The sequence below is a fragment of the Pseudomonas sp. NFXW11 genome (assembly GCF_049887815.1).
GTDB lineage: Bacteria > Pseudomonadota > Gammaproteobacteria > Pseudomonadales > Pseudomonadaceae > Aquipseudomonas.
The window spans coordinates 354,569-380,331 of record NZ_JAGEKI010000002.1; the positions used below are offsets into that span (position 1 = coordinate 354,569).

The window sequence follows — 25,763 nt, forward strand, 5'->3', positions numbered from 1 at the left end:
CACCAAGCTGACGGTTTCATTACCGGTCATCGAGAACCCCATGCCTCAACCGCGTCCCTATAAAGTTGCACTCAACGGCTACGGCCGGATTGGTCGTTGCGTCTTGCGTGCTCTGTTCGAGCGAGGGGCCGCGGCCGGGTTCGAGATTGTCGCCATCAACGATCTGGCCGATATGGCCAGCATCGAATACCTGACACGCTTCGACTCCACCCACGGGCGCTTTCCCGGCGAGGTGAAGGTCGACGGCGATTGTCTGCATATCAATGGCAACTGCGTGAAGGTCCTGCGCAGTGCCACCCCCGAAGGCATCGATTGGGCATCTCTGGATGTCGATCTGGTGCTGGAGTGCTCCGGTGCCTACCACACCCGTGAAGACGGCCAGCGTTTTCTCGACGCCGGCGCGCCGCGGGTGCTGTTCTCCCAGCCGATGGCCAGCGAGGCGGATGTCGACGCCACCATCGTCTACGGGGTGAACCAGGATTGCCTGAGCGGTGCCGAGCTGCTGGTGTCCAACGCCTCCTGCACCACCAACTGCGGTGTGCCGCTGTTGCGCCTGCTGGATCAGGCCATCGGCCTGGAATACGTATCGATCACCACCATTCACTCGGCGATGAACGACCAGCCGGTGATCGACGCCTATCACCACGAAGACCTGCGGCGTACCCGTTCGGCCTTCCAGTCGGTGATCCCGGTGTCCACTGGTCTGGCGCGGGGCATCGAGCGCTTGTTGCCGGAACTTGCCGGGCGGATTCAGGCCAAAGCAGTGCGGGTACCGACGGTGAATGTGTCGTGCCTCGATATCACTCTGCAAACCGTGAGTGATACCGATGCCACCGAGGTCAACCGGATCCTGCGCGAGGCCGCCACCAGCGGTCCGCTCAAGGGCCTGCTGGCGTACACCGAGCTGCCCCACGCCAGCTGTGATTTCAATCATGATCCCCATTCGGCGATCGTCGATGCCAGTCAGACCCGCGTCTCCGGCCCTCGGCTGGTGAACATCCTGGCCTGGTTCGACAACGAATGGGGCTTTGCCAACCGGATGCTGGACGTGGCCGGGCACTACCTGCAGGCCGCCGCCCCGCGTACCGACTCTAAACTCTCTGTTTCTGAACAACAGTAACCCAGGAATTGCGACCCATGACCGTGTTGAAGATGACCGACCTCGATCTGCAAGGTAAACGCGTGCTGATCCGCGAAGACCTCAACGTCCCCGTCAAGGACGGTGTGGTCACCAGCGACGCGCGTATCCTGGCTTCGCTGCCGACCATCAAGCTGGCCCTGGAAAAGGGTGCGGCCGTGATGGTCTGCTCGCACCTGGGCCGCCCGACCGAAGGCGAGTTTTCCGCCGAGAACAGCCTCAAGCCGGTGGCCGACTACCTGAGTCGTGCCCTGGGCCGTGAAGTGCCGCTGGTGGCCGACTACCTGGGTGGGGTCGAGGTCAAGGCCGGCGATATCGTGCTGTTCGAGAACGTGCGCTTCAACAAGGGCGAGAAAAAGAACGCCGACGAACTGGCCCAGCAATACGCCGCCCTGTGCGATGTGTTCGTGATGGACGCCTTCGGCACCGCGCATCGCGCCGAGGGCTCGACCCATGGCGTGGCCAAGTTCGCCAAGGTGGCCGCTGCCGGTCCTCTGCTGGCTGCCGAGCTGGATGCCCTGGGCAAGGCCCTGGGCAACCCGGCCAAGCCGATGGCCGCCATCGTTGCCGGTTCCAAGGTCTCGACCAAGCTGGATGTACTCAACAGCCTGAGCCAGATCTGCGACCAGCTGATCGTCGGTGGCGGCATCGCCAACACCTTCCTCGCCGCTGCCGGCCATCCGGTGGGCAAGTCGCTGTACGAGCCGGACCTGCTGGACACCGCTCGCGCCATCGCCGCCAAGGTCAGCGTGCCGCTGCCGGTGGACGTGGTGGTGGCCAAGGAATTCGCCGAGAGCGCTGCAGCTACCGTCAAGCTGATCGCCGACGTGGCCGCTGACGACATGATCCTCGACATCGGCCCGCAAACCGCGGCGCAGTTTGCCGAGTTGCTGAAGTCTTCCAAGACCATCCTCTGGAACGGTCCGGTGGGCGTGTTCGAATTCGACCAGTTCGGCAACGGCACCCAGGTGCTGGCCCAGGCCATCGCCGACAGCGCCGCGTTCTCCATTGCCGGCGGTGGTGACACCCTGGCGGCCATCGACAAATATGGCGTGGCCCAGCAGATCTCCTACATTTCTACCGGCGGCGGCGCCTTCCTCGAATTCGTCGAAGGCAAGGTATTGCCCGCGGTCGAAGTCCTGGAAGCCCGGGCCAAGGCCTGAAGCGCGGCTTGGCCGGGCAAAGGAGTGTTCTGATGGTCAAGATGTTGCCCCTGTTGATTGCCGTGGCCTGGCTTGCGGGGTGCTCCAGCGCCCCGCAGGTCCAGCCTGCGGAGCAAGGCGGCGAGCCGGAGAAAGGCTGTTACCAGGCCGACTGGCAAGCCGAGACTGCGCCGGTGATCAACAAGCGCCTGGGCCCCGAGGGCCTGGAGAAGTACGAGACGCCGTCAAAGGCCAGGGAACAGGGTTGCCCTTGACGGGTCTGATCGGATAACGCGAGGCGCTGGGGCCGTGGGCCGCCAGCCGAGGAACATCGATGAAAGCTTTGATCGCCGTGGCGATGCTGGGTTTGCTGGGTGGCTGCGCCAACCTCAACCTGCTCAAGTCGCCCGCTCCCGAGCAGTGGACCACCTGGGTCTGCGACAGCCAGGCACAGGTGCTCTGGCGTTACAGCGACGACAGCCGCAAGGCGGTCGACGTGCGTCTGGCGGGCGATGATCAGGTACGCCGCCTGCAACTCGAACCGAGCGGTTCGGGCACGCTGTACAGCGATGACATGCTGGCGTTTCACGTCAAGGGTGAGGAAGGCCTGGTGTACTGGGTCGCCACCAATGACTTGATCGGCCGCGGTTGCAAGGCCAAGTAGGAGCTGGCTTGCCAGCAAAGGCGGCGTCGAGACCTGTGCAAGGCTCAAGGGCCCCTTTCGCCGGCAAGCCGGCGCCTACAAGGCTGTAGAGATTTGGTTTTAACGGTATAGAACAGAGCGGGTTTACCCCCGATCTGCAATCACTTGAATAGCAGCCGCCGCTCCGGCAGGCTTGCACGATTAACGACCCTCGTCCGGGAGAGACACACACAATGGCACTCATCAGCATGCGCCAGATGCTGGACCACGCAGCCGAATTCGGCTACGGCGTTCCAGCCTTCAACGTCAACAACCTTGAGCAGATGCGCGCCATCATGGAAGCCGCTGACAAGACTGACTCCCCGGTGATCGTCCAGGCCTCCGCCGGTGCGCGCAAATACGCCGGTGCACCTTTCCTGCGTCACCTGATCCTGGCCGCCATCGAAGAATTCCCGCATATCCCGGTGTGCATGCACCAGGACCACGGCACCAGCCCCGACGTGTGCCAGCGTTCGATCCAGCTGGGCTTCTCCTCGGTGATGATGGACGGTTCCCTGGGCGAAGACGGCAAGACCCCGACCGACTACGAATACAACGTGCGCGTTACCCAGCAAACCGTGGCCATGGCTCATGCCTGTGGCGTTTCCGTGGAAGGCGAGCTGGGCTGCCTGGGTTCCCTGGAAACCGGCATGGCCGGTGAAGAAGACGGCATCGGCGCCGAAGGCGTGCTGGACCACAGCCAGATGCTGACCGACCCGGAAGAGGCCGCGGACTTCGTCAAGAAGACCCAGGTCGACGCCCTGGCCATCGCCATCGGTACCAGCCACGGTGCCTACAAGTTCACCAAGCCGCCTACCGGCGACGTGCTGGCGATCGACCGCATCAAGGAAATCCACAAGCGCATCCCCAACACTCACCTGGTGATGCACGGTTCCTCCTCGGTGCCGCAGGAGTGGCTGGCGATCATCAACCAGTACGGTGGCGACATCAAGGAAACCTACGGCGTGCCAGTTGAGGAAATCGTCGAAGGCATCAAGTACGGCGTGCGCAAGGTCAATATCGACACCGACCTGCGCCTGGCGTCCACCGGTGCCATGCGTCGCCTGATGGCCACCAACCCGAGCGAGTTCGACCCGCGCAAATTCTTCGGCGCCACCGTGACCGCCATGCGCGACGTGTGCATTGCCCGTTACGAAGCTTTCGGCACCGCCGGCAACGCCTCGAAGATCAAGCCGATCTCCCTGGAAGCCATGTTCCAGCGCTACCTCAAGGGTGAGCTGAACGCCAAGGTCAACTAAGCCCAGGCGTTGCACGAAAAGACCCGCAGCGATGCGGGTTTTTTTGTGCCTGGCATTCCTGTCTAGGCACGCGCTGGCTTGCGGGCGGGTGCAAGGCTCTGGGACCTCTTCGCCGGCAAGCCGGCTCCTACAGAGGCGCAGGCGGCTGCGGGGTTGTCAGCTTTTGTTGTGGTCGATATCCAGCTTGCTGAAGCTCACCTTGCCGCCCTCGCTGGTGTAGCCGGTGTTGTCTTGAAGGTAGACCCCGGCCTTGAAATACAGTGGCTTGTCGCGCCAGGCGGCGCCCAGTCGGGTGTCCCATTGCGCGCCCGCAGCACTGATGCCCAGGGCGCCGGCCGGGCTCAGGTGGATCAGGTAGGAGAACTCGCGGTCCAGCGGCACGTTCTGGGCAATGGTGATGACTCGGCCTTCCTCGTCGTCCGGGCGCAGGCGCACCTTGGCCACGATATTGCCGCTGCCCTTGCTGGTCTTGTACTGGTACTCCAGTTTCAGCAAAGGCTTGTTGCTGTTGTAGGCATGGATCTGGCCGATGACGATCTTGCCCGTCGACGGTACTTGGTTCACTGCCAGGGTGGCGCGCAGCAGGTTGTCGGCCTCGGGGTAGGTCCAGTTGCGCAAGGTGCCGTTGGCGTAGGTTTCCCGCAGTTCGGTACGCGGGTAGATGGCGTTCTCGGTTTTCGAGCCGGTTACCGGTGACCAGAAGAACAGCGTGCCGCTGTCGGCGTGGAAATACTGGTTCTTGTAACCCTTGATCAAGGTCGGGGTGTCGATGGTGGTCGGCGGGTTGCCGACGGGAACGCTGAGGTTCCAGGTTGCCAGGTCAATCATGCTGAAGGTTCCGCAAGGGTCGGGTTTGCTGGTCGCAGGGGCTTTAGCCTGCGCTTCTCAGGGCTTTTTATAGTGCGGGACGGATTTCTGGCAATAACCGTACGGCGGATAAATGGCGTCAAGTAAATGTCGAAATGCCATCTTTTCCGACTTTTATGGGGCAAATCCGTGACCGTTAGTCGGGAGTCGGGGCCATTGGCAGAGTGATGGCGTGATGACAGCTACTGCTTTTGCAGATCCGGGTCTATTGTGAATTCACAGTTTCTGTCGGGTTTATTCACCATTCGGTCTGGTTACAGACAAGAGAAGCAGCATGGAATGCGTGCACCCGGAGCCGGGCGAAGGCCACTCCACTCTTCTTATCGTTGATGACTATCCTGAAAATCTTCTCAGCATGCGCGCACTGTTGCAGCGCCAGGATTGGCAGGTAATGACCGCCGCCTCGGGTGTCGAGGCGCTGGGGTTGTTGCTTGAGCATGAAGTGGACCTGGTGCTGCTGGATGTGCAAATGCCCGGCATGGATGGTTTCGAAGTCGCGCGCCTGATGCGTGGCAGCCAGCGCACCCGGCTGACGCCGATCATCTTCCTCACCGCCAACGAACAGTCCCAGGACGCCGTGATCAAGGGCTATGCCACCGGTGCGGTGGATTACCTGTTCAAGCCCTTCGACCCGCAGATCCTCAAGCCCAAGGTCCAGGCCCTGCTGGAGCACCAGCGCAACCGCCGGGCACTGCAGCACCTGAGTCACGATCTGGAAGTGGCCCGGGCCTTCAATGCCTCGGTGCTGGACAACGCCGCCGAAGGCATCCTGGTGGTGGACGAGAACGGCTACGTGCGGTTTGCCAATCCTGCGGTCTCGCGCCTGCTCAATGCCCAGGTCAAGGAGCTGGAGGGCTCGCCCTTCCTCGATTACCTGCAAAAACCCCACCTGCCTGACTGGAGCGAGTCCGAGCTGTACGCCTGTTATCGCCGGGGCGAAACCTATCGCCTGCATGATGCCTTGCTGCGCACCGTGCCTGGCCAGCAGATCAGCGTGGCACTGTCCTGCGCGCCGCTGCCCAGCGATCAGAAGGCCATGGTGGTGACCCTGCTGGACATGTCCGAAGTGCGTCATCTGCATCAGCAGCTGGAGTACCAGGCGGTGACCGACCCCTTGACCGGGCTGCTCAACCGCCGTGGCTTCTACCAGACGGTGGAGGGCATCCTGCTGCGCAGCGATCGCTCGGGAAAGACCCTGGTGCTGATGTACCTGGACCTGGACGGCTTCAAGCGGGTCAACGATTCCCTGGGCCACGATGCCGGCGACCGGGTGCTGCGCTGGGTGTCGGAGCAGTTGAAGGAGTGCCTGCATTCATTCGATGTGCTCGGGCGCATGGGTGGCGATGAATTCACCGCGCTGCTGGAACTGAAATTCCCCGAACAGGCGGCGAAGATCGCCGAGAAGCTGATCGAGCGCCTGTCCATCACCCAGCAGATCGATGGCCTGGATGTGGTGCTGGGGGCCAGTATCGGCATCGCCATCTACCCCGATTGCGGCTCCAACCTGGACGGCCTGCTGCGGGCGGCGGACATCGCCATGTACGAGGCCAAGCGCGCCGGTCGCCAGCAGTACCGCTACTACGATCACGAAATGAACGGCCGCGCGCGTTCGCGCCTGATGCTCGAGGAAAGCGTGCGCAGCGCGGTGGAGCGCAAGGAATTCACCCTGGTCTATCAGCCCCAGGTGTCCATCGCCGACGGCCGCCTGCGGGGTTTCGAGGCCCTGCTGCGCTGGCGTCACCCGAGTGTCGGCGATGTACCGCCGGGATTGTTCCTGCCCTTGCTGGAGGAGGCGCGGCTGATCAATCGCCTGGGCAGCTGGATCTACCAGCAGGGCGCTGCCCAGCGCAAGGATTGGGAGCAGGTGTTCAGCCCCGAGCTGGTGCTTGGGGTCAGCCTCAGCGCCACCCAGTTCGCCATGCCCAATCTGGTCAGCGAGCTGCGCCAGGTGTTGCTGCGCCATGGCTTGCAGCCTCGGCAGATGGAGGTCGAGGTGACCGAAGCGGCGTTGACCCAGAACCTCGACGACACCCGCAAGCAGCTGCAGCAACTGCACCAGCTGGGGGTACGGGTGGCGCTGGACGACTTCGGCTCGGGCAGTTGCTGCCTGGCCTACCTGCGGGACCTGCAACTGGACACCCTCAAGCTCGACCGGCACCTGATCGCCCGCCTGCTCACCTCACCTCGGGATGCGGCCATCGCCCGCTGCGTGATCGACCTGTGCAAGCAGTTCGGCCTGCTGGTGATCGCCGAAGGCGTGGAAACCCTGGAGCAGTACCAATGGCTCAGTGAAGCCGGTTGCGAGTATGTGCAGGGGTTCCTGGTGGCCCGGCCGCTGACCGCCAGCAGCGCCAGCGAGTTTGGCCAGCCGTTCGACTGGAGCGCGCTGCAAGCCTGATTTCGCTACACTGGCGACCTTTGCCCTTTGCCTTGCCTGTCCATGACCGCACTCAAATACCTCCAGGCCTATCCCGTCGCCCTGCAAGAGCAGGTGCGCCAGTTGATGGCCGAAGATCGCCTGGGCGAGTACCTGGAGCGGCGTTACCCGCACAAGCACCAGGTGCAGAGTGACAAGGCGCTGTACAGCTATGCGCTGGAGCTCAAGCAGGAGTACCTGCGCAACGCCCCGGCCATCGACAAGGTGCTGTTCGACAACCGCCTGGACCTGACCCACCGCGCCCTCGGCCTGCACACCACGGTGTCACGGGTGCAGGGGGGCAAGCTCAAGGCCAAGAAGGAGATCCGCATCGCTTCGCTGTTCAAGGAAGCAGCGCCGGAATTTCTGCGGATGATCGTGGTGCACGAACTGGCGCACTTCAAGGAATCCGACCACAACAAGGCGTTCTACAAGCTCTGCGAGCACATGCTGCCGGGCTATCACCAACTGGAGTTCGACCTGCGGGTCTACCTGACCTGGCGCGATCTGCAAGGGGCGTCGGGCTGAGCCTTAGTGAAGGAGTGGGCGATGGATGTGAGCAAGACCAAGAGCAGTTTCTACCGCCGCCTGTATGTGGCGTACCTGATCGACAGCGGCCTGGCCAGCAGCGTGCCGGCCCTGACCGAGGTCACCGGCATGCCCCGGCGCACCGCCCAGGACACCATCGCCGCCCTGGCGGACCTGGATATCCGCTGCGAATTCGAGCAGCAGGATGGTGCCCGCAACCATGCCGGGCACTACCGCATCCACAGCTGGGGCGCCATCGACAAGGGCTGGATCGAGCCCAATCTGCGGCAGATCAAGGCGGTGCTGGGCTACCCCTGATCAGGCCCGGCGCATGCCGATATGCGGGATGCCGTCTTCCAGATAGGCCTCGCCGGCCACGCTGAAACCGTAGCGCCCGTAATAGCCTTGCAGGTGTGCCTGGGCCGAGAGGTAGATCGGGGTATCGGGCCAGTGCCGTTGCGCCTGTTTCAGCGCCTGTTCCATCAAGGCATGGCCGAGCCCCTGGCCCCGGGCCTGTTCGGCGATCACCACGCGGCCGATGACCACGTCGCCGCCCTGGGAAATCGGGTCCAGCAGGCGCAGGTAAGCCACCAGGTGATCGCCGTCCCAGGCCATCAGGTGACAGGTGTCGCCTTCCAGATCGCGGCCGTCGACTTCCTGATAGGGGCATTTCTGCTCCACCACAAAAACTTCGGTACGTAGCTGGAGGATGGCGTAGAGCTGTTCCTTGCCCAGATCGGAGTGATGCTTGCAGACCCATTCAACGGTCATGTTCATATCCTATGGAAAGTGCTGCGCGAAATAGTAAGCACATCGCCACGGGATGTCTCGTGGGCGGGTAGGGGGAATTTGTTTCTGTGAGTTAGGTCAAAATGCCATTACTCGGCTCACTGTCATTTGTCTTCTTTGTGTAATCTGTTTCCAAGTCCTGTGCATTGGTTTCGATGAGCTAATGTTAGGGCCTGGGCCACTCCTCTGCCTGCAGCTGGGGGCCCTTGAGTGTGAGCTGGAATGCGCTGGGCACTAGGCCCGCTAAGGATCTTCAAGCATGCTGCGATTGCATCGGGCTTTGGCTTTGATTGTATTGCTGTTGCTGGGCCAGGGCGCTTCTGCAGAGAAGCTGCGACTGGTCGCTGATGCCTGGCCCCCCTTTACCGACGCGACCCTGGTCAATGGCGGCGTCGCCACCGATATCGTCAGCACCGCCCTGGCCCGTGCCGGCTATTCCAGCGAGTTCGAGCAGGTGCCCTGGGCCCGGGCCCTGCTGGGCATTGGCGAGGGGCGCTACGACGTGCTGGTCAATGCCTGGTACAACGATGAGCGCACCCAGCTTGGGCAATTCTCTTCGGAATACATGCTCAACCGGGTGCGCTTTCTCAAGCGCAAGGACGCCCCGCTGGAATACAACAACCTCAAGCAGCTGCACGAGTACCCGATCGCCGTGGTGCGCGGCTACGCCTATTCCTCGGAATTCGACAATGACCCGGACCTGCACAAGGTTCCGGTGCATAACTTCGCCATGGCCGTGCGCATGCTGGCGGCGGACCGGGTCAAGCTGACCCTGGAAGATGAATACGTGGCCCGCTACTACCTGGCCCGTGAATCGCCGCGAGTGCGCAACGCCGTGGAGTTCCTGCCCAAGCCCCTGAGCGAGAACAGCCTGCATATCCTGGTGAGCCTGAAGAACCCCGAGCATGCACAGATCGTGGCCCGCTTCGACAAGGAAATCGCCGCCATGAAAGCCGACGGCAGCTACGAGCGACTGCTGCGCCAACACGGAATGTAAGAGGGGCAGCGGCAAGCTTCTAGCTGCAAGCGGTAAGCCCAATCCGTCCGTCTTGCAGCTTGCAGCTTACAACTGCCTTTAGGCTGCCTTTATGAGGTGCGCCGCCAGGGTCCGCAACGGGCCCAGCTGGCGACAGATCAGCCCCAGCTGGGTCTGCACCAGGCGCTGACCTTCGTCGATCTCGTCCGCCATCTGCTCCAGCTCGTTGGCCAGGGCTTCCTCGGCATCGCTGTGGATGGCGATCGGGGTGCGCTTGAGCAGGCCCTGGGCAATCTCGTCGATGCTCGCCGCCAGGCTCGAACCGGCGCCGCTGATCAAGTGCTCGCGAACCTCGTCCGGCAGCTCGGTACCACGGTGCGCGCCCAGGCCCGAGAGGTAGCTGAGCAAGGTGTGGGACAGCACCAGGAAGCGGAAACCCACGTCCGCTTCCTTACGAAAATGCCCCGGTTCCATCAGCATATTGGCCAGGGTGGTGGACAGCGCCGCGTCGGCGTTGTGGGCGTTGCGCCGGGCCAGGCGATAGGCCAGGTCGTCGCTCTTGCCGGCCGCGTACTGCTGCATGATCTGCCGCAGGTAGATGCTGTTGCAGCTCAGGGTGTTGGCCAGCACCTGGTTCAGGCGTCGGCCCTGCCAGTCCGGCAGGAACAGAAACACCGCCAGGCCGGCGATCAGGCTGCCCAGCAGGGTATCGAACAGCCGCGGCAGGAACAGCCCGTAGCCGTCCCCCACCTGGTTGAAGCAGAACAGCACCATCAGGGTGATGGCGGCCGTGGCCAGGGTGTAGCGGGTGGTGCGGTTGGTGAAGAACACCACCCCGGCGGCAATCGCGAACAAGGACTGCACCAGCGGGCTTGGGAACAGGTCGAACAAGGCCCAGGCAATGGTCAGGCCGATGGCGGTGCCGACGATCCGCTGCCCCAGCTTGCGCCGTGTGGCACCGTAGTTGGGTTGGCAGACGAACAGGGTGGTGAGGATGATCCAGTAGCCCTGGGACGGGTGGATCAGATGCACCATGCCGTAGCCGATGCTCAGCGCCAGGGGCAGGCGCAGGGCATGGCGGAACAGCAGCGAGGTCGGCGTCAGCTGGGTGCGCAGGCGGGTCCAGACATCCTTGAGGTTGCGTGGCGAACGATCCAGCAGGCTGCTGTCGCTGGCATCGGCCAGGGCATCGGGGTTGCTGGCGTCGCTAAGCAGGCGGTCGAGGGTGCCGAGGTTGGCCGCCAGGGCGCGCAGCGAACGCAGCAGGCCGCGCCAGGCCGGGTTGCTCTGGATGCGCAGATGCTCCAGGGAGGCGTGCAGGTCTGCCAGGGCTTCGGCGAACGTCGCGTCGTAGACGAACGGCTGGCGCAGCTGGATGGATTCCGCCAGGGCCCGGCAGGCCTTGCCCTGCTGGCGCAACAGGCGCTGGCAGCGGAACAGCACGTCGCTGTGGAAGAAGGCATCGGCCAGGGCGTTATAGGGGTAATGCGAGGAGCTGGCCCGCTCGTGAATGTCTTGGGCGAGGAAGTACAGCTTCAGGTAGCGGCTGACCTTGGACCCCGGACGACCATTGCCGACCCGGTGCAAGATGATCTCCTTGGCGGCATTCAGCGCCGCCACCACCTTGCCGTTCTGCTGCGCCAGCTCCAGGCGCCGGGCTTCCACATCGAGTTGGCGAATGGGCTCGAACAGCGAGGCCTTGAGCTTGAGATAGAAGCCCAGTTCGCGAAACAGCCGGGCCAGGCTCTGCTGCACCGGCTGGTTGGAGAACAGCGCCTGCCACAGCACCGAAAGCACGCCATACCAGGCGGCACCGGCCACCAGCAGCAGTGGTTCGTGCCAGAAATCGATCACCGCGCCGCCGCGCTGGTCGACGCCGATCATGGTGTAGACCGAGAGAATCAGGGTGGCCGAGGCAATTGCGCCATAACGTTCGCCCAGGGCCCCGAGCATGGTCAGGCCAAAGCTGGCCAGGGCCAGGGCAATGGCGAAGATCCAGGGGTAGGGGAACAGCAACTCCACCGACAGCGCGGCGATGCTGAAGCACACCAGGGTCACGGCCAGGGCATTGAGCCGGCCCTGCCAGCTGTCGTCGGTCTCGGCCAGGGCGCTGGCGATGATGCCGAGGAACAGCGGAATCAGCAGGCCCATCTCATCCTGGTACCAGCACAGCGCCATGCTGCCGGTCAGGGCGATAAACACCCGCACGCTGTAGCTGAACTTATCCAGCGCCCAGAGACGGCGCAGGGAATGACGAAAAGAGGTCGAGGACATGGACTGGGGCGGGCCTTCCGGGCGATGCAGCTAAATTGAGCCAGTATTGACGACGGCGCAATGCCGCCGTCACATCTGCCAGCAAATTCTGTTCCGTGAATGCCCAAAGCCAGCCCTCAGCCTTACCCCACACGCTGTAGGAGCGAGCTTGCTCGCGAAAAACCCGCCATCGCCAGCAGTTTCCAAAATGGGGGCAGACGCGCGCTCGGAGTCAGACGTACTGCGCCGCCGCGTAGCCCGAGGCCCAGGCCCACTGGAAGTTGAAACCGCCCAGGTGGCCGGTGACATCCAGCACTTCGCCGATGAAATACAGCCCCGGGCTTTTCAGCGATTCCATGGTCTTGGACGACACCTCGCGGGTATCGACGCCGCCCAGGGTCACCTCGGCGGTGCGGTAGCCCTCGGTGCCCGCCGGCACCAGTTGCCAGCTGCCGAGCTTGCCGGCCACGTCCGCCAGTTCCGCCGGGGTGTACTGCTTCATCGGTTTGGAGACGAACCAGTGATCGGCCAGCAGGCCGGCCATTTTCTTGGTGAAGATCTCCCCCAGCAGGGTCTTGAGTTCGCTGTTGGGGCGTTCGGCCTGCTGCTGTTGCAGCCAGCCCAGGGCGTCGTGGTCTGGCAGCAGGTTGATCTCGACGCTGTCGCCGGGCTGCCAGTAGGAGGAAATCTGCAGGATCGCCGGGCCGCTGAGGCCACGGTGGGTGAACAGGATGTTCTCGCGAAAGCTCTGCTCATTGCAGCTCACCAGGCAATCCACCGAAGTGCCCGAAAGCTCGCCGCACAGCTCCTTGAGCTGGTCGGTGATGGTGAACGGCACCAGGCCGGCGCGGGTTGGCAGCAACTCGTGGCCGAACTGCTTGGCCACCTGATAGCCGAAGCCGGTGGCGCCCAGGGTCGGGATTGACAGGCCGCCGGTGGCGATCACCAGGGACTGGCACTGCACCGCGCCGAGGGTGGTTTGCAGCAGGTAGCCGGCTTCCAGCTTCTCGATCTGCTGGATCGAGGTGTCCAGGCGCAGCTCCACGCCAACCTGGTCGCACTCGTCGAGGAGCATGCCGAGGATGTCGCTGGACTTGTTGTCGCAAAACAGCTGGCCGAGCTTCTTCTCGTGGTACGGCACACCGTGCTTGGCCACCAGGCCAATGAAGTCCCATTGGGTGTAGCGGGCCAGGGCCGACTTGCAGAAATGAGGGTTCTGCGACAGGAAGTTGGCCGGCTCGGTGTACATATTGGTGAAGTTGCAGCGCCCGCCACCGGACATCAGGATCTTCTTCCCGGCCTTGTTGGCGTGGTCCAGCAGCAGCACTTGGCGGCCACGCCCGGCAGCGCTCAGGGCACACATCAGGCCGGCGGCGCCGGCGCCGATGATCACGACTTCGGTAGAACGCAAAACATTGTCCTCACACAAATCTTTGTAGGAGCGAGCTTGCTCGCGATGACGGTGCCGGGTTCAACCTCGATGTTGGCTGTTCGGACGCTATTGCGAGCAAGCTCGCTCCTACGGGGGTGGTGGCGTTACAAGATGCGTACGCGCAGCGAACGGCCCTTGATCTTGCCGCTGTTGAGGCGCTGCAGGGCTTGCTTGGCGATGCCGCGCTCCACCGCTACGTAGGCCTGGAAGTCGAAGATCGCGATCTTGCCCACCTGGGTGCCGGGGATGCCGGCTTCACCGGTCAGGGCGCCGAGGATGTCCCCCGGGCGCACCTTGTCCTTGCGCCCGGCGGCAATGCACAGGGTGCTCATGGCCGGCAGCAGTGGCCCGCCGCCCTGGCTCTTCAGGCTGTCGATCTGTTCCCAGTTCAGCGGGGCTTTCTGCAACTGTTCGATGGCCTGGGCGCGATGGGCTTCGGACGGCGACACCAGGCTGATGGCAACGCCTTTCTCGCCGGCGCGACCGGTACGGCCAACCCGGTGGATATGGATTTCCGAGTCCCGTGCCAGTTCGACGTTGATCACCATGTCCAGGGCGTCGATATCCAGGCCGCGGGCGGCGACATCGGTGGCCACCAGTACCGAGGTGCTGCGGTTGGCGAACATCGCCAGGACCTGGTCGCGGTCGCGCTGTTCCAGGTCACCGTGCAGGCCCACCGCGGACATGCCCTTGGCGGTCAGGTGGTCGACGGTTTCCTGCACCTGCTGCTTGGTGAAGCAGAACGCCACGCAAGATTGCGGGCGGAAGTGGTTGAGCACCTTGACCACGGCGTCCATGCGCTCTTCCGGGGAAATCTCGTAGAAACGCTGCTCGATCTGGCTGTCGGCGTGCAGGGCTTCGGCCTTCACCTGCTGCGGGTCGCGCATGAACTTCGACGCCAGCTGCTTGATGCCCACCGGGTAGGTGGCGGAGAACAGCAGGGTCTGCCGGCGTTCCGGGGTGTAGGCGATGATTTCCTCGATCGGGTCGTAGAAGCCCATGTCGAGCATGCGGTCGGCTTCGTCGAGCACCAGGGTGTTGAGGCCGTCGAGTTTCAGCGTGCCCTTGCGCAGGTGCTGGGCGATACGCCCGGGGGTGCCGACGATGATGTGCGCGCCGTGTTCCAGGGAGGCGATCTGCGGGCCGAGGGATACACCGCCGCACAGGGTCAGCACCTTGATATTGTCTTCGGCGCGGGCCAGGCGGCGGATTTCCTTGGCCACCTGGTCGGCCAGCTCGCGGGTTGGGCACAGCACCAGCGCCTGGCAGCCGAAGTAGTGTGGGTTGATCGGGTTCAGCAGGCCGATGCCGAAGGCCGCGGTCTTGCCGCTGCCGGTCTTGGCCTGGGCGATCAGGTCCAGGCCCTTGAGGATCACCGGCAAGCCTTGGGCCTGGATCGGCGTCATCTGGGCATACCCGAGAGAGTCGAGGTTGGCCAGCATGGCGGGAGACAGGGGCAAGGTGTTGAAAGCGGTGGCGATGGTGGTCACGGGACGGGCCTGCAAAACAAAATGTCGCGCAGTGTACCAGCCTCGCTCCCACAAGCTGCAAATTCTGGACGAGCAACACAACGCACGACCGCCGGCTCCTACAGGGTGTGTGGCAGGTCAGTGCTCTATGTGTTGTTCCTCGACCTTGCGCGCCCGCCGGCCATCGCTGGGGGACAGCTGCAGGAAGATCGCCGCCGCCAGCATCGCCATGATGCCCACGGTCAGGAAGGTCAGCTGGAAAGCGCCCAGCACCGTGTCCACCCCGTCATTCCCCACCTCCGCGGTAAAGCCCCCCAGCAGGGCGCCGGCACAGGCCACGCCGAGGCTCAGGGACAATTGCGCCACCACCGACAGCAGGCTGTTGCCGCTGCTGGCAGCGGCATCGTCGAGGTCGATCAGGGTCACGGTGTTCATCGCGGTGAACTGCAGCGAGTTGATCGCCCCCAACACCGCCAGCATGCCCAGCAGCAGCGGGTAGGGGGTCTGCTCGCTGACCAGCCCCATGCTTGCCAGCATCATGCCCAGGGCCAGGGTGTTGCCGGTCAGCACGATGCGGTAGCCCAGGCGTTCGATCAGCGGCCGGGCGATGGACTTGGCCAGCATCGCCGCCGCCGCCAGGGGCAGCATGCTCATCCCGGCCTGGGACGGTGAATAGCCCAGGGCCACTTGCAACAGCAGCGGCACCAGGAACGGCAGGGCGCCGCTGCCCAGGCGGGCGAACAGATTGCCGAGGATGCCCACGGCGAAGGTCCGCACCTTAAACAGCGAAGGGGCGAACAGCGGCTTGTCGATATGCCCGGCCCGTAGCCAATAGGCCGCCAGGCAAGCCAGGCCGCCGAACAGCAGCAACATCACCCGCAGGTGCGGCAGGTGCAGTTCTCCCAGGCCCTCCATGGCGATGGTGATCAGCACCATGGCCGCGCCAAACAGCAGGAAGCCCAGGCCGTCGAAACGGGTGCGCTCGCTGCCCCGCAGGTCGGGAATGAAGCGCCACACCGCATAGCAGCCCAGGGCCCCCACCGGCAGGTTGATCAGGAAGATCCAGTGCCAGGTCAGGTACTGCACCATCCAGCCGCCCATGGTCGGGCCGATCAGCGGCCCCAAGAGCCCGGGAATGGTGATGAAGCCCATGATCCGCACCAGCTCCGAGCGCGGGTAGGCGCGCAGCACCACCAGTCGCCCCACCGGCAGCATCAACGCGCCGCCCAGGCCCTGGATCACCCGGGCGCCGATCAGCAGCCCCAGGGAGTTGGACAAGGCGCACAGCAGCGAGCCGATGCTGAACAGCAAGATGGCGCCGAAGAAGATCTTGCGTGTGCCGAAGCGGTCGGCGATCCAGCCCGAGGCCGGAATCAGCAAGGCCACGGTGAGCATGTAGGCGATGATCACCCCCTGCATGCGCAGCGGGTCTTCGGTCAGGTCGCGGGCCATGGCCGGCAGCGCGGTGTTGAGGATGGTGCCGTCCAGGGACTGCATGAAGAAGGCAATGGCCACCACCCAGGGCAGCCAGCGCAGGGTGGTGGCATCGAGAGCGGGGCGTTCGGACATGGGGCCTCTCAAGGGTAGCGGCAAGCTTCAAGCCGCAAGCCTCAAGCTTCAAAGCATAAGCTTCAAGCTTGCCGCTTACAGCTTGCGGCTTGTCGCTTACAGAGTCAGGGTCAAGCGTTTGACCAGTGCCCCGGGCAGGTGCATCGAGGCGGTCTGGCGCTGGCCGTAGGTGCTGGCCGACAGCAGCAGCTCGCGTTGTTCGGTCAGGGCCTCCAGCTGGGAGCCCAGCAGGCTGAAGACGCTGTCGTCGAAACGCATGGTGCTCACCGGGGCCTGGATCTCGCCGTTCTCCACCCAGAAGGTGGCGAAGCGGGTCATGCCGGTCAGGCGCGCCGCCGGCAGGTCCGAGTAGTTCAGGTACCACAGGTTGCTGATGTACAGGCCGGTGCCCAGTTGCTGGAGAATCTCCTGCTGCGGCAGTTGGCCGGCGGCCATGTTCAGCGCGCTGGGGTACTCGCCGCTGCCGGCACCGTTGGCTGTCAGGCCGTATTCGGCGGCGCTGCGGGAGTTGATCAGCTGGGCTTGGGCAGCGCCCTGGGCAATCAGCGACAGGTCGCTGCGCGGGTAGCCCTCATCGGAAAAGGCCGGGCTCAGGGAACCGCTGACCTGCTCATCGAGGGACACCCGCGGGCTCAGGGCGGCATCGCCGGCATAAAGCTTTTGCAGCGGGCTGTGCTTGCTGGCAATCGACTGGGCAGAAAAACCGCCCCAGGCCAGCATGCCCATGATTTCCTCCAGGGCCGCCGGCGCCAGGTAGGCGCGGTACTCGCCCGGGGCCAGGGTGCGCAGCGGTCGGCCGAGGAACTCCAGCTGCTGGCGGGCCTGGTCGAAGCGCTGGGCAAAGGCCGCGCTGTCCCAGGCATGCCCGGCGTAGCTGGCTTTTACCGCCTGGCCATTGGCGTGGAACAGGCTGAAATCGAAGTTGAAGCTATTGGCCTGGTGCCAGCCGAAGGCTCCGCTGGAACTGGCGAAGCCACGGCTGATGGGGCCGGCGGCATAGATGCCCACCAGGTCCAGGCCGGCGCCGGCGCCGGCGATTTCCTCGACCACCTGCTCGCTACCGGGCAGCGGGTGCTCCTGCACATTCTGCGATTGCCAGTGGGTGTGGTTGAGCATCAGGTAAGGGTCCGCCGGCAGCAGCGGCAAGGTTTCGCGCAGCTGTTGCAGGCCTTCGGCCAGGCGCTGGCGGTCCACTTCGGGGTCGTTGCTCAGGGTGATGTCGAGGTCGGCGTGGCGCCCCTCGTCGATCAGCTTGAAGCGCACGCTGGCCTGCTGCACCTGGCCGGCCTGGCGCACCTTGGCATGGTTGAAGCGGATAAACACCGAGGACTCGGCGGCGTAGCTCAGGGTGAACTGCTCCGACTCCTTGAGGGCATCCTTGAGCCACTGCACCAAGGCCTTGAATTGCTCGGCCTGATTCATCGTCCTGGTCATCAGGCGTCTCCTCCGAATACGTCAATCTTGCTGAATACGCAGGCCGGCGAAGCATGGCCGACGCGGATCACCTGGTTAGGCTCACCCTTGCCGCAGTTTGGCGTGCCCAGCACCTGGAAGGTGCTGCGGTCGCCCACCGCACTGAGGTTGCGCCAGAAATGCGCGGAAATGCCCCGGTAGTTGGGGTTCTTGACCACGCCCTGGAGTTCGCCGTTTTCGATCAGCTGGCCCCATTCGCAGCCGAACTGGAACTTGTTGCGCGCATCGTCGATGGACCAGGAACGGTTGGTGGACATCAGGATGCCGTGCTCGATCTGGCCGATCAGTTGCTTGAGGGACTGCTCGCCGGGCTCGATATTGAGGTTGGCCATGCGATCGATGGGCGCGCGGTTCCAGCCACAGGCGCGGCTGTTGGCCACGCCGTCCAGGCCACTGCGGTATTGCGACAGGGCGCCACCCAGCGGCCGCACCAGCAGGCCCTGGCGAATCAGGAACTGCTTCTGCGCGGCCGTGCCGTCGTCGTCATGGCCGTAGCTGGCCAGCTCCTCGGGGATTTCCGGATCGAAGGTCACGTTGAGCAGCGGCGAGCCGTATTGCAGGTGGCCGAAATCGCTCTGTTTGACGAAGCTGGTGCCGGCGTAGTTGCGCTCGTCGCCGAGGATGCGGTCCAGCTCCAGCGGATGGCCGATGGACTCGTGGATCTGCAGCATCATCTGGTCCGGCATCAGCAGCAGGTCGCGGGGGCCTTGTGGGGTGTTGGGCGCCAGCAGCAGTTGCAGGGCCTGTTCGGCCACCCGCGGCGCGGCACCAAGCAGGCCGCAGCGGCTGATCACATCGCCGGCGCCCTGCTGGCCGAAGTTTTCCCGGCCCAGGCTGCGGGTCTGGCTGTCGCTGCCGTCGTAGGCGGTGACGTCCAGGCCCGGGTAGACGAAGCGCTGGGCCTGGCGCAGCTCGGCGCCGGCGCTGTTGAGGTAGATCTGCTCGACCTGGGTCACGCCGATGCCCACTTGCCAGTTCACCAGGCGTTCGTCCTTGGGCACCGAGGCCGACTCGTCGCCCAGCAGCTGGTAGCAATCGCTCAGGGACGGGAAGGCTTGTTCGAGGTTGGGCGAGAGGTAATCCCCGCGATGGCTGGACACCGGCTGCTCGCGCAGATCCAGCAGGGCGTGGGCGGCGATCACCCGGGCCTGTTGCTCGGCCCGTTCCAGGGCTGCCTGCAGGCCGCTTTGCGACAGGTCGTTGGTGGCCGCATAGGCCTCCACGCCGCGCACCCGCACCGTCAGCATCGCGCCTTCGTCACGGCCCAGGCTCGGCGGTTCGGCCACGTTCTTGCGCACCGACAGGTACTGGTTCGACTCGCGGACATAACGCAGGGAAAAGAATTCGGCGCCCGTGCGCAAGGCAGCGAAGCGCTGCTTGAGCTGGGGGTGAAAGTCGAACATGGATGACCTCCTTGTGAGGCGCGATAACGGACGGGCCTTGCGCCGGCAAGCGCAACGGCGCCCGGCGGCTCCTACAGCTATAGGTATTGATGGGCGTGAAGGGGATAGGCAGTTGGGAAACTGTAGCTGCTGCCCAAGGCTGCGATCAAGGATGCAGTCCAGGCAATGGGCGAGGAGGAAAAAGGCGGGAGGGAAAGAAATGGCGCCGACCCTTGCGGTCGGCGCCATCGATGCTTACTGCGCGGTTGCAGCTACATCGCGCAGCGGCTTGCCACGTACCGGGGCATCGCCCGCCACGTAGTAGGCGGCCTTGCTGCGTGGCAGCGGCTGGCGACCACGGATCTTGTCGGCGATTTTCTCGGCCATCATGATGGTCGGCGCGTTGAGGTTGCCGGTGGTGATGATCGGCATGATCGAGGCATCCACCACACGCAGGCCCTGCATGCCGTGCACGCGACCCTGATGGTCCACTACCGCCATGTCGTCGGTGCCCATCTTGCACGAGCAGGAAGGGTGGAACGCGGTTTCGGCGTGCTCGCGGATGAATTTGTCCAGCTCGGCATCGGTCTGCACTTCGATGCCCGGGCTGATCTCGCGACCGCGGTAGGCGTCCAGGGCCGGCTGCTGCATGATTTCCCGGGTCAGACGGATGCCGTCGCGGAATTCCTGCCAGTCCTGCTCGGTGGCCATGTAGTTGAAGAGGATGCTCGGGTGCTGGCGCGGGTCCTTGGACTTGAGCTGCACGCGACCGCGGCTTGGCGAACGCATCGAACCCATATGGGCCTGGAAACCGTGTTCCTGTACGCCGTTGCTGCCGTTGTAGTTAATCGCCACCGGCAGGAAGTGGTACTGGATGTTCGGCCATTCGAACTCTTCGCGGGTACGGATAAAGCCGCCGGCCTCGAACTGGTTGCTGGCGCCGATGCCGGTGCCGTTGAACAGCCACTGGGCACCGATGGCCGGCTGGTTCCACCACAGCAGCGAGGGGTACAGCGAAACGGGCTGGGTGCAGGCGTATTGCAGGTACAGCTCCAGGTGGTCCTGGAGGTTCTCGCCAACGCCCGGCAGGTCGTGGACCACTGGAATATCCAGGCTTTCCAGCAGGGCGCGCGGGCCGACGCCGGAGCGTTGCAGCAGTTGCGGCGAAGCGATGGCGCCGGAGCAGACGATGACTTCCTTGCGCGCACGGGCTTCCACGCGCTCTTCGGTGCTGCCTTGCAGGTAGCGCACGCCAACCGCGCGCTTGCCGTCGAACAGCACTTTATCGGTCAGGGCGTGGGTGACGATGGTCAGGGTCGAACGCTTTTTGGCGGTGTCCAGGTAGCCGCGGGCGGTGCTGGAGCGGCGGCCTTTTGGGGTCACGGTACGGTCCATTGGACCGAAACCTTCCTGCTGGTAGCCGTTCAAGTCTTCGGTGCGCGGGTAACCGGCCTGCACGCCGGCCTCGACCATGGCGTGGAACAGCGGGTTGTTGCCGGCCTTGGGCGTGGTCACGCTGACCGGGCCTTCGCCACCGTGGTAGTCGTTAGGGCCGATGTCGCGGGTTTCCGCCTTGCGGAAATACGGCAGGCAGTCCAGGTAGCTCCAGTCTTCCAGGCCTGGCAGCTTGGCCCAGCCGTCGTAGTCCATGGCGTTGCCGCGGATGTAGCACATGCCGTTGATCAGCGATGAGCCGCCCAGGCCCTTGCCGCGACCGCACTCCATGCGCCGACCGTCCATGTAGGGTTCCGGATCGGTCTCGTAGGCCCAGTTGTAGCGCCGGCCTTGCAGGGGGAACGCCAGTGCCGCCGGCATCTGGGTGCGGAAGTCGAAACGGTAGTCCGGGCCGCCGGCTTCCAGCAGCAGGACGGTGACGCCTTCGTCTTCGGTCAGACGGGTCGCCAGGGTGTTACCGGCAGAGCCGGCACCAACGATGATGTAGTCGTATTCTTTGGCCATTAAATGCACCCTCGTAAAAGTTGGTTCAGGCTGCTTTTGTGGAGAGGGAGCTTGCTCCCGTTCGACTGCATGGCAGTCGCAAAGTCAGCGCTGGAGTTCTGTCTGAAAGAACGGCGGTGCCTGGAATGGGGCTGCTTCGCAGCCCGACGGGAGCAAGCTCCCTCGCCACAGGGGCCATGCCAGGCTCGATCGCGGCTTAGAACACCGAGTTGTAGTCGCCCAGCTCGACTTGCACCGACTTGATGCGGGTGAAGTTGTTCAGCGAGCTGATGCCGTTCTCGCGGCCCACGCCCGACTGCTTGTAGCCGCCCACTGGCATCTTGGCGTCGGATTCGCCCCAGGCGTTGATCCAGCAGATACCGGCTTCGAGCTGATGAATCACGCGGTGGGCGCGGTTCAGGTCGCGGGTGACCAGGCCGGCGGCCAGGCCGAAGTCGGTGTCGTTGGCGCGACGGATCACTTCTTCTTCGGTTTCGTAGGTCAGGATCGCCATCACTGGGCCGAAGATTTCTTCACGGACGATGGTCATGTCGTCGCTGCAGTCGGTGAATACGGTCGGGGCCACGAAGGCGCCCTTGGCGAATTCGCCGTCGGTCAGACGCTCGCCGCCGCACAGTACGCGGGCACCTTCTTCCTTACCCTTGGCGATGTAGCCCAGCACGCTTTCCATATGCTGGAAGCTCACCAGTGGGCCGAAGTTGGTGTTTTCGTCTTCCGGGTTGCCGATGCGGATGCGCGCTACGCGCTCGGCGATCTTGGCTTCGAAGGCGGCTTTCAGGTGGCTCGGTACGAATACCCGAGTGCCGTTGGTGCAGACCTGACCGGAGCTGTAGAAGTTGGCCATCATCGCGGTGTCGGCGGCGCGATCCAGGTCGGCGTCGTCGAAGATGATCAGCGGCGACTTGCCACCCAGTTCCATGGTTACGTCTTTCAGCGAGGAACTGGAAGCGCTGGCCATGACTTTCTTGCCGGTGTCGGTGCCGCCGGTGAAGGAGACTTTCTCGATGCGCGGGTGCTCGGTCAGCCAGGTGCCGACTTCACGGCCGCTGCCGGTCAGTACGTTGAACACGCCCGCCGGTACGCCGGCTTCGGTGTAGATCTCGGCCAGTTTCAGGGTGGTCAGCGAGGTCACTTCGCTAGGCTTGAAGATCATCGCGTTGCCGGCGGCCAGGGCCGGTGCGGATTTCCACAGGGCGATCTGGATCGGGTAGTTCCAGGCACCGATACCGGCAACTACGCCCAGGGGCTCGCGGCGGGTGTAGACGAAGGAGGTGTCGCGCAGCGGGATCTGCTCGCCTTCGATGGCGGGCACCAGGCCGGCGTAGTATTCCAGCACGTCGGCGCCAGTGACGATATCGACGTATTTGGTTTCCGAGAACGCCTTGCCGGTGTCCAGGGTTTCCAGAGCGGCCAGCTCGTCGTTGCGCTCACGCAGGATGTCCACGGCGCGACGCAGGATGCGCGAACGCTCCATGGCGGTCATGGCGGCCCAGATCTTCTGGCCTTTTTCGGCGCTGACCACGGCGCGTTCCACGTCTTCCTTGGTGGCGCGTTGCACTTGCGCCAGGACTTCACCGTTGGCCGGGTTGATGGCATCGAAAGTGGCATCGCTGCCGGCATCGGTGTAGCCGCCATCGATGTAGAGTTTTTGCAGTTCGAAACGGGCCATAGTGTCCTCGCAAGTGCATTAAGTTGTGGGCTTGGCCACCGGGCATGCCCTTGAGTTTGGGCGCGCTGGTCAGTGGCGTGCAGAGGCCGAGCGTCTTAGTTGTGCTCTAGCGCTCCTGCTTAGCCAGTTGTAGATCCATGTATTCGTAAGCGATCCGTATCGCCTGGTCGGTGTCGAATGCATCACCCGACAAGGCACCACGCAACCACAAACCGTCGATCAAAGCCGCCAGGCCGCGGGCTGCCTTGCGCGCATGGTAGAGCGGCAGGGCGCGGCGGAACTGGCAACACAGGTTGGAATACAAACGGTGGTCGTTGATCCGCTGCAACCTGTGCAAATCGGGCTGGTGCATGCTGGAAGCCCAGAAGGCCAACCAGGTTTTCATTGCCGGGCCGTTCACCTGGCTGGCATCGAAGTTGCCCTCGATGATCACTTTCAGGTGAGCGCGCGGGCTGTCGTCCGTCAGGGCCTGACGGCGTGCTCTTACGCCTTCGTTGAGCATGCTCATGATGTAACCCATCGTCGCTGCGATCAGGCCGTTCTTGTCCCGAAAGTAGTGACTGATGATGCCATTCGAAACGCCGGCCAGACGGGCAATCAGGGCAATGCTGGCGTCCCCCATTCCGACCTGATCGACCGCTTGCAGCGTGGCTTCGATCAACTGCTGGCGGCGTATGGGTTGCATACCGACCTTGGGCATCTGACACCTCTCCTTAGGCCCGTCGACGGGCGTACGACGCCTGTCGACTTGCGGGCCAGTCTATTTTGTTTTGATTGAACGTTCAATCAACAAAGAATAATATCTGCGACAAATCGTCGCTGCCTTAGGAGCTTTTCCTACTCGTGGACGGCGGGAAAACGACCTCCGAAATAGCCCAGAACCTACATCTGGCATGGCGTGGAGCGGCACGAGCACGGACGTGTTGAAGGGGCAGGACGCTCTGGGGACCAGGGGATGAACTGCAGGTTCGTCACCGACCTTGGATGCGGGTGCGCAACGCGGCTTTTGCGGTTTCGGGTTTTTTCGGGGTGTCTTTATATCACCCGACGATCGGCTGCCAACTAACCGATTGGTCGGGTTCCGTGTTGCCTTGTGTCCTTCTCTCGCACTGCCTGGAGCATCTGTGCAATGAGTTCTGCCTCTCTTATAAAGACCCCACCGGAAAAGGTGCGGGTCAACGGTTGGGTGTTCTACACCTCCACCGCGCTGATCCTGTTGTTGACCGCCATTCTGATCATCGCCCCGCAAGAGGCCGGCAGAATGCTGGGTATCGCCCAGGCCTGGCTGTCCCGCAGCTTTGGCTGGTACTACATGCTGGTGATCGCCGCCTACCTGGTGTTCGTGGTGGGCCTGGCGTTTTCCTCCTACGGCAAGCTCAAGCTGGGGACCAAGCAAGACACCCCGGACTTCAGCTATGGCGCCTGGGCCGGGATGCTGTTCTCTTCCGGCATCGGTATCTCGCTGCTGTACTTCGGTGCTTCCGAGCCCCTGGACCACTACTTCAACCCGCCCGAAGGCGTACCCGGCAGCAACCTGGCCGCGCGCCAGGCGCTGCAGCTGACCTTCCTGCACTGGGGCCTGCATGGCTGGGCCATCTATGCCCTGGTGGGCCTGGCGGTGGCGTACTTCGCCTACCGGCACAACCAGCCGCTGGCCCTGCGTTCGGCGTTGTATCCGCTGGTGGGCGAGCGCTGGGTTAAGGGCGCGGCGGGTCACGCGGTGGACGGCTTCGGCATGTTCGTGACCCTGCTGGGCCTGGTGACCAACCTCGGCATCGGCTCGATGCAGGTGTCTTCCGGCCTGGAAAACCTGTTCGGCATGGAACACAGCAACACCAACCTGCTGATCGTGATCATCGTCATGAGCACGGTGGCCACCATTGCTGCGGTGTCCGGGGTGGAGAACGGCATCCGCCGCCTGTCCAACCTGAACATCGTGCTGTTCAGCGGCCTGCTGATCTTCGTGCTGCTGTTCGGCCCGACCCTGCACTTGCTCAACGGCTTCGTGCAGAACATCGGCGACTACCTGAACGGCGTGGTGCTGAAAACCTTCGACCTCTATGTGTATGAAGGCGACAACGCCAAGTCCGATCGCTGGCTGGGCCTGTGGACCCTGTTCTACTGGGCTTGGTGGATTTCCTGGGCACCTTTCGTAGGCATGTTCATCGCGCGTATTTCCCGTGGTCGCACGGTGCGTGAACTGGTGGCCGGGGTGCTGCTGATTCCTCTGGGCTTCACCCTGGCCTGGCTGTCGATCTTCGGCAACTCGGCCCTGGACCTGGTGCTCAACCAGGGGGCGGTGGAGTTGGGCAAGACGGCGTTGGAACAGCCGTCCATGGCCATCTACCAGCTGCTCGAGCATTACCCGGCGTCGAAGATCGTCATCGGTGTATCGATTTTCGTTGGCTTCGTGCTGTTCCTGACCCCCGCCGACTCCGGTGCGGTGATGATGGCCAACCTGTCCTGCAAGGGCGGTAACGTCGATGAAGACGCCCCGCACTGGCTGCGGATCTTCTGGTCGGCGGTGATCACCCTGGTGACCATCGGCCTGTTGTTCGCCGGTAACTTCGAAGCCATGCAGACCATGGTGGTGCTGGCCGGCCTGCCGTTCTCGGTGGTGCTGGTGTTCTTCATGTTCGGCCTGTACAAGGCCATGGCCCAGGACACTCAGGTCGAACAGGAACAGGCGGAGCTGGCGGCCCGTGGCCGTCGCGGTTTCAGCGAGCGCCTGACCCAGCTGGACCTGCAACCGACCCAGTC

General features: G+C 63.7%; 20 protein-coding genes and 1 pseudogene. 10 read left to right on the forward strand and 11 right to left on the reverse strand.

Going from position 1 to position 25,763, the window contains the following annotated elements; translation table 11 throughout:
- The first annotated feature begins 40 nt into the window (after window positions 1-40).
- The 5 genes from epd (at window position 41) to fba (ending at window position 4,221) form a co-directional block, all read left to right on the forward strand.
- On the forward strand, window positions 41-1,120 hold the full coding sequence (epd, locus tag J4P02_RS04920; protein ID WP_426188343.1) for an erythrose-4-phosphate dehydrogenase: 1,080 nt from the start codon (window positions 41-43) through the stop codon (window positions 1,118-1,120).
- A 17-nt stretch (window positions 1,121-1,137) separates the two neighbouring features.
- Complete coding sequence (locus tag J4P02_RS04925; RefSeq protein ID WP_426188345.1) at window positions 1,138-2,301, forward strand: phosphoglycerate kinase; 1,164 nt, start codon at window positions 1,138-1,140, stop codon at window positions 2,299-2,301.
- Window positions 2,302-2,333: 32 nt separating this feature from the next.
- A complete protein-coding gene (locus J4P02_RS04930) occupies window positions 2,334-2,555 on the forward strand; it encodes a hypothetical protein (protein ID WP_426188347.1) in 222 nt (73 codons plus the stop codon).
- Between the two features lie 59 nt (window positions 2,556-2,614).
- Window positions 2,615-2,944 (forward strand): MliC family protein, encoded by a 330-nt coding sequence (locus J4P02_RS04935; protein ID WP_426188349.1) that lies wholly within the window; start codon window positions 2,615-2,617, stop codon window positions 2,942-2,944.
- A gap of 212 nt (window positions 2,945-3,156) precedes the next feature.
- On the forward strand, window positions 3,157-4,221 hold the full coding sequence (gene fba, locus J4P02_RS04940) for a class II fructose-bisphosphate aldolase (protein ID WP_003229012.1): 1,065 nt from the start codon (window positions 3,157-3,159) through the stop codon (window positions 4,219-4,221).
- A gap of 156 nt (window positions 4,222-4,377) precedes the next feature.
- Here the strand turns inward: fba and J4P02_RS04945 are convergent, their stop codons facing one another.
- Entirely contained in the window at window positions 4,378-5,049 is a 672-nt protein-coding gene (locus J4P02_RS04945; protein ID WP_426188352.1) for a polysaccharide lyase family 7 protein, read from the reverse strand.
- A 313-nt stretch (window positions 5,050-5,362) separates the two neighbouring features.
- Here J4P02_RS04945 and J4P02_RS04950 point away from each other — a divergent pair, with 313 nt between their 5' ends.
- From J4P02_RS04950 to J4P02_RS04960, 3 genes are read left to right on the forward strand one after another with little or no spacing between them, the layout of a single operon-like run.
- Complete coding sequence (locus J4P02_RS04950; protein WP_426188354.1) at window positions 5,363-7,486, forward strand: putative bifunctional diguanylate cyclase/phosphodiesterase; 2,124 nt, start codon at window positions 5,363-5,365, stop codon at window positions 7,484-7,486.
- A gap of 42 nt (window positions 7,487-7,528) precedes the next feature.
- Window positions 7,529-8,032, forward strand: coding sequence for a M48 family metallopeptidase (locus tag J4P02_RS04955; protein ID WP_426188356.1), 504 nt, complete (start codon window positions 7,529-7,531; stop codon window positions 8,030-8,032).
- Window positions 8,033-8,053: 21 nt separating this feature from the next.
- Window positions 8,054-8,350: a winged helix-turn-helix domain-containing protein gene (locus J4P02_RS04960; RefSeq protein WP_426188358.1), complete on the forward strand. Its 297-nt coding sequence runs from the start codon at window positions 8,054-8,056 to the stop codon at window positions 8,348-8,350.
- Here J4P02_RS04960 and J4P02_RS04965 read toward each other — a convergent pair whose 3' ends face one another.
- The gene (locus tag J4P02_RS04965) at window positions 8,351-8,803 is read right to left on the reverse strand and encodes a GNAT family N-acetyltransferase (RefSeq protein ID WP_426188360.1); all 453 of its coding nucleotides are present in this window, start codon (window positions 8,801-8,803) and stop codon (window positions 8,351-8,353) included.
- A gap of 277 nt (window positions 8,804-9,080) precedes the next feature.
- Between J4P02_RS04965 and J4P02_RS04970 the strand changes: the two genes are divergently transcribed.
- The gene (locus tag J4P02_RS04970; protein WP_426188362.1) at window positions 9,081-9,818 is read left to right on the forward strand and encodes a substrate-binding periplasmic protein; all 738 of its coding nucleotides are present in this window, start codon (window positions 9,081-9,083) and stop codon (window positions 9,816-9,818) included.
- 78 nt (window positions 9,819-9,896) lie between these two features.
- Here the strand turns inward: J4P02_RS04970 and yccS are convergent, their stop codons facing one another.
- From yccS to betI, 9 genes are all read right to left on the reverse strand, one after another.
- Window positions 9,897-12,071, reverse strand: a complete 2,175-nt coding sequence (yccS, locus tag J4P02_RS04975) for a YccS family putative transporter (RefSeq protein WP_426188364.1) — start codon at window positions 12,069-12,071, stop codon at window positions 9,897-9,899.
- A 211-nt stretch (window positions 12,072-12,282) separates the two neighbouring features.
- Window positions 12,283-13,461, reverse strand: a complete 1,179-nt coding sequence (locus tag J4P02_RS04980; RefSeq protein WP_426188366.1) for an NAD(P)/FAD-dependent oxidoreductase — start codon at window positions 13,459-13,461, stop codon at window positions 12,283-12,285.
- 125 nt (window positions 13,462-13,586) lie between these two features.
- Complete coding sequence (gene dbpA / locus J4P02_RS04985) at window positions 13,587-14,924, reverse strand: ATP-dependent RNA helicase DbpA (RefSeq protein ID WP_426188623.1); 1,338 nt, start codon at window positions 14,922-14,924, stop codon at window positions 13,587-13,589.
- 165 nt (window positions 14,925-15,089) lie between these two features.
- On the reverse strand, window positions 15,090-16,520 hold the full coding sequence (gene mdtD, locus J4P02_RS04990; RefSeq protein ID WP_426188368.1) for a multidrug transporter subunit MdtD: 1,431 nt from the start codon (window positions 16,518-16,520) through the stop codon (window positions 15,090-15,092).
- Between the two features lie 96 nt (window positions 16,521-16,616).
- Window positions 16,617-17,954: a TldD/PmbA family protein gene (locus tag J4P02_RS04995; RefSeq protein ID WP_426188370.1), complete on the reverse strand. Its 1,338-nt coding sequence runs from the start codon at window positions 17,952-17,954 to the stop codon at window positions 16,617-16,619.
- Window positions 17,954-19,396 (reverse strand): TldD/PmbA family protein, encoded by a 1,443-nt coding sequence (locus J4P02_RS05000; RefSeq protein WP_426188372.1) that lies wholly within the window; start codon window positions 19,394-19,396, stop codon window positions 17,954-17,956. The genes J4P02_RS04995 and J4P02_RS05000 overlap by 1 nt, the downstream gene beginning before the upstream one ends.
- Window positions 19,397-19,630: 234 nt before the next feature.
- Window positions 19,631-21,334: a choline dehydrogenase gene (betA, locus tag J4P02_RS05005; RefSeq protein WP_426188374.1), complete on the reverse strand. Its 1,704-nt coding sequence runs from the start codon at window positions 21,332-21,334 to the stop codon at window positions 19,631-19,633.
- A gap of 196 nt (window positions 21,335-21,530) precedes the next feature.
- Complete coding sequence (gene betB / locus J4P02_RS05010; protein ID WP_426188376.1) at window positions 21,531-23,003, reverse strand: betaine-aldehyde dehydrogenase; 1,473 nt, start codon at window positions 23,001-23,003, stop codon at window positions 21,531-21,533.
- 106 nt (window positions 23,004-23,109) lie between these two features.
- Complete coding sequence (gene betI, locus J4P02_RS05015; RefSeq protein WP_011063941.1) at window positions 23,110-23,703, reverse strand: transcriptional regulator BetI; 594 nt, start codon at window positions 23,701-23,703, stop codon at window positions 23,110-23,112.
- Window positions 23,704-24,189: 486 nt separating this feature from the next.
- Here betI and J4P02_RS05020 point away from each other — a divergent pair.
- Window positions 24,190-25,735: pseudogene (locus tag J4P02_RS05020) on the forward strand (BCCT family transporter).
- The last annotated feature ends 28 nt before the right edge of the window (window positions 25,736-25,763 follow it).

What these genes read in the sequence shown, in the direction of transcription:
- fba (WP_003229012.1), top strand. Translation starts at nt 3,157, where the DNA reads ATGGCACTCATCAGCATGCGCCAGATGCTGGACCACGCAGCCGAATTC.
- J4P02_RS04970 (WP_426188362.1), top strand. Translation starts at nt 9,081, where the DNA reads ATGCTGCGATTGCATCGGGCTTTGGCTTTGATTGTATTGCTGTTGCTG.
- J4P02_RS04935 (WP_426188349.1), top strand. Translation starts at nt 2,615, where the DNA reads ATGAAAGCTTTGATCGCCGTGGCGATGCTGGGTTTGCTGGGTGGCTGC.
- dbpA (WP_426188623.1), bottom strand. Translation starts at nt 14,924, where the DNA reads ATGCTGGCCAACCTCGACTCTCTCGGGTATGCCCAGATGACGCCGATC.
- mdtD (WP_426188368.1), bottom strand. Translation starts at nt 16,520, where the DNA reads ATGTCCGAACGCCCCGCTCTCGATGCCACCACCCTGCGCTGGCTGCCC.
- J4P02_RS04960 (WP_426188358.1), top strand. Translation starts at nt 8,054, where the DNA reads ATGGATGTGAGCAAGACCAAGAGCAGTTTCTACCGCCGCCTGTATGTG.
- epd (WP_426188343.1), top strand. Translation starts at nt 41, where the DNA reads ATGCCTCAACCGCGTCCCTATAAAGTTGCACTCAACGGCTACGGCCGG.
- J4P02_RS05000 (WP_426188372.1), bottom strand. Translation starts at nt 19,396, where the DNA reads ATGTTCGACTTTCACCCCCAGCTCAAGCAGCGCTTCGCTGCCTTGCGC.
- J4P02_RS04925 (WP_426188345.1), top strand. Translation starts at nt 1,138, where the DNA reads ATGACCGTGTTGAAGATGACCGACCTCGATCTGCAAGGTAAACGCGTG.
- betA (WP_426188374.1), bottom strand. Translation starts at nt 21,334, where the DNA reads ATGGCCAAAGAATACGACTACATCATCGTTGGTGCCGGCTCTGCCGGT.
- J4P02_RS04930 (WP_426188347.1), top strand. Translation starts at nt 2,334, where the DNA reads ATGGTCAAGATGTTGCCCCTGTTGATTGCCGTGGCCTGGCTTGCGGGG.
- J4P02_RS04950 (WP_426188354.1), top strand. Translation starts at nt 5,363, where the DNA reads ATGGAATGCGTGCACCCGGAGCCGGGCGAAGGCCACTCCACTCTTCTT.
- J4P02_RS04965 (WP_426188360.1), bottom strand. Translation starts at nt 8,803, where the DNA reads ATGACCGTTGAATGGGTCTGCAAGCATCACTCCGATCTGGGCAAGGAA.
- betB (WP_426188376.1), bottom strand. Translation starts at nt 23,003, where the DNA reads ATGGCCCGTTTCGAACTGCAAAAACTCTACATCGATGGCGGCTACACC.
- yccS (WP_426188364.1), bottom strand. Translation starts at nt 12,071, where the DNA reads ATGTCCTCGACCTCTTTTCGTCATTCCCTGCGCCGTCTCTGGGCGCTG.
- J4P02_RS04955 (WP_426188356.1), top strand. Translation starts at nt 7,529, where the DNA reads ATGACCGCACTCAAATACCTCCAGGCCTATCCCGTCGCCCTGCAAGAG.
- betI (WP_011063941.1), bottom strand. Translation starts at nt 23,703, where the DNA reads ATGCCCAAGGTCGGTATGCAACCCATACGCCGCCAGCAGTTGATCGAA.
- J4P02_RS04995 (WP_426188370.1), bottom strand. Translation starts at nt 17,954, where the DNA reads ATGACCAGGACGATGAATCAGGCCGAGCAATTCAAGGCCTTGGTGCAG.
- J4P02_RS04945 (WP_426188352.1), bottom strand. Translation starts at nt 5,049, where the DNA reads ATGATTGACCTGGCAACCTGGAACCTCAGCGTTCCCGTCGGCAACCCG.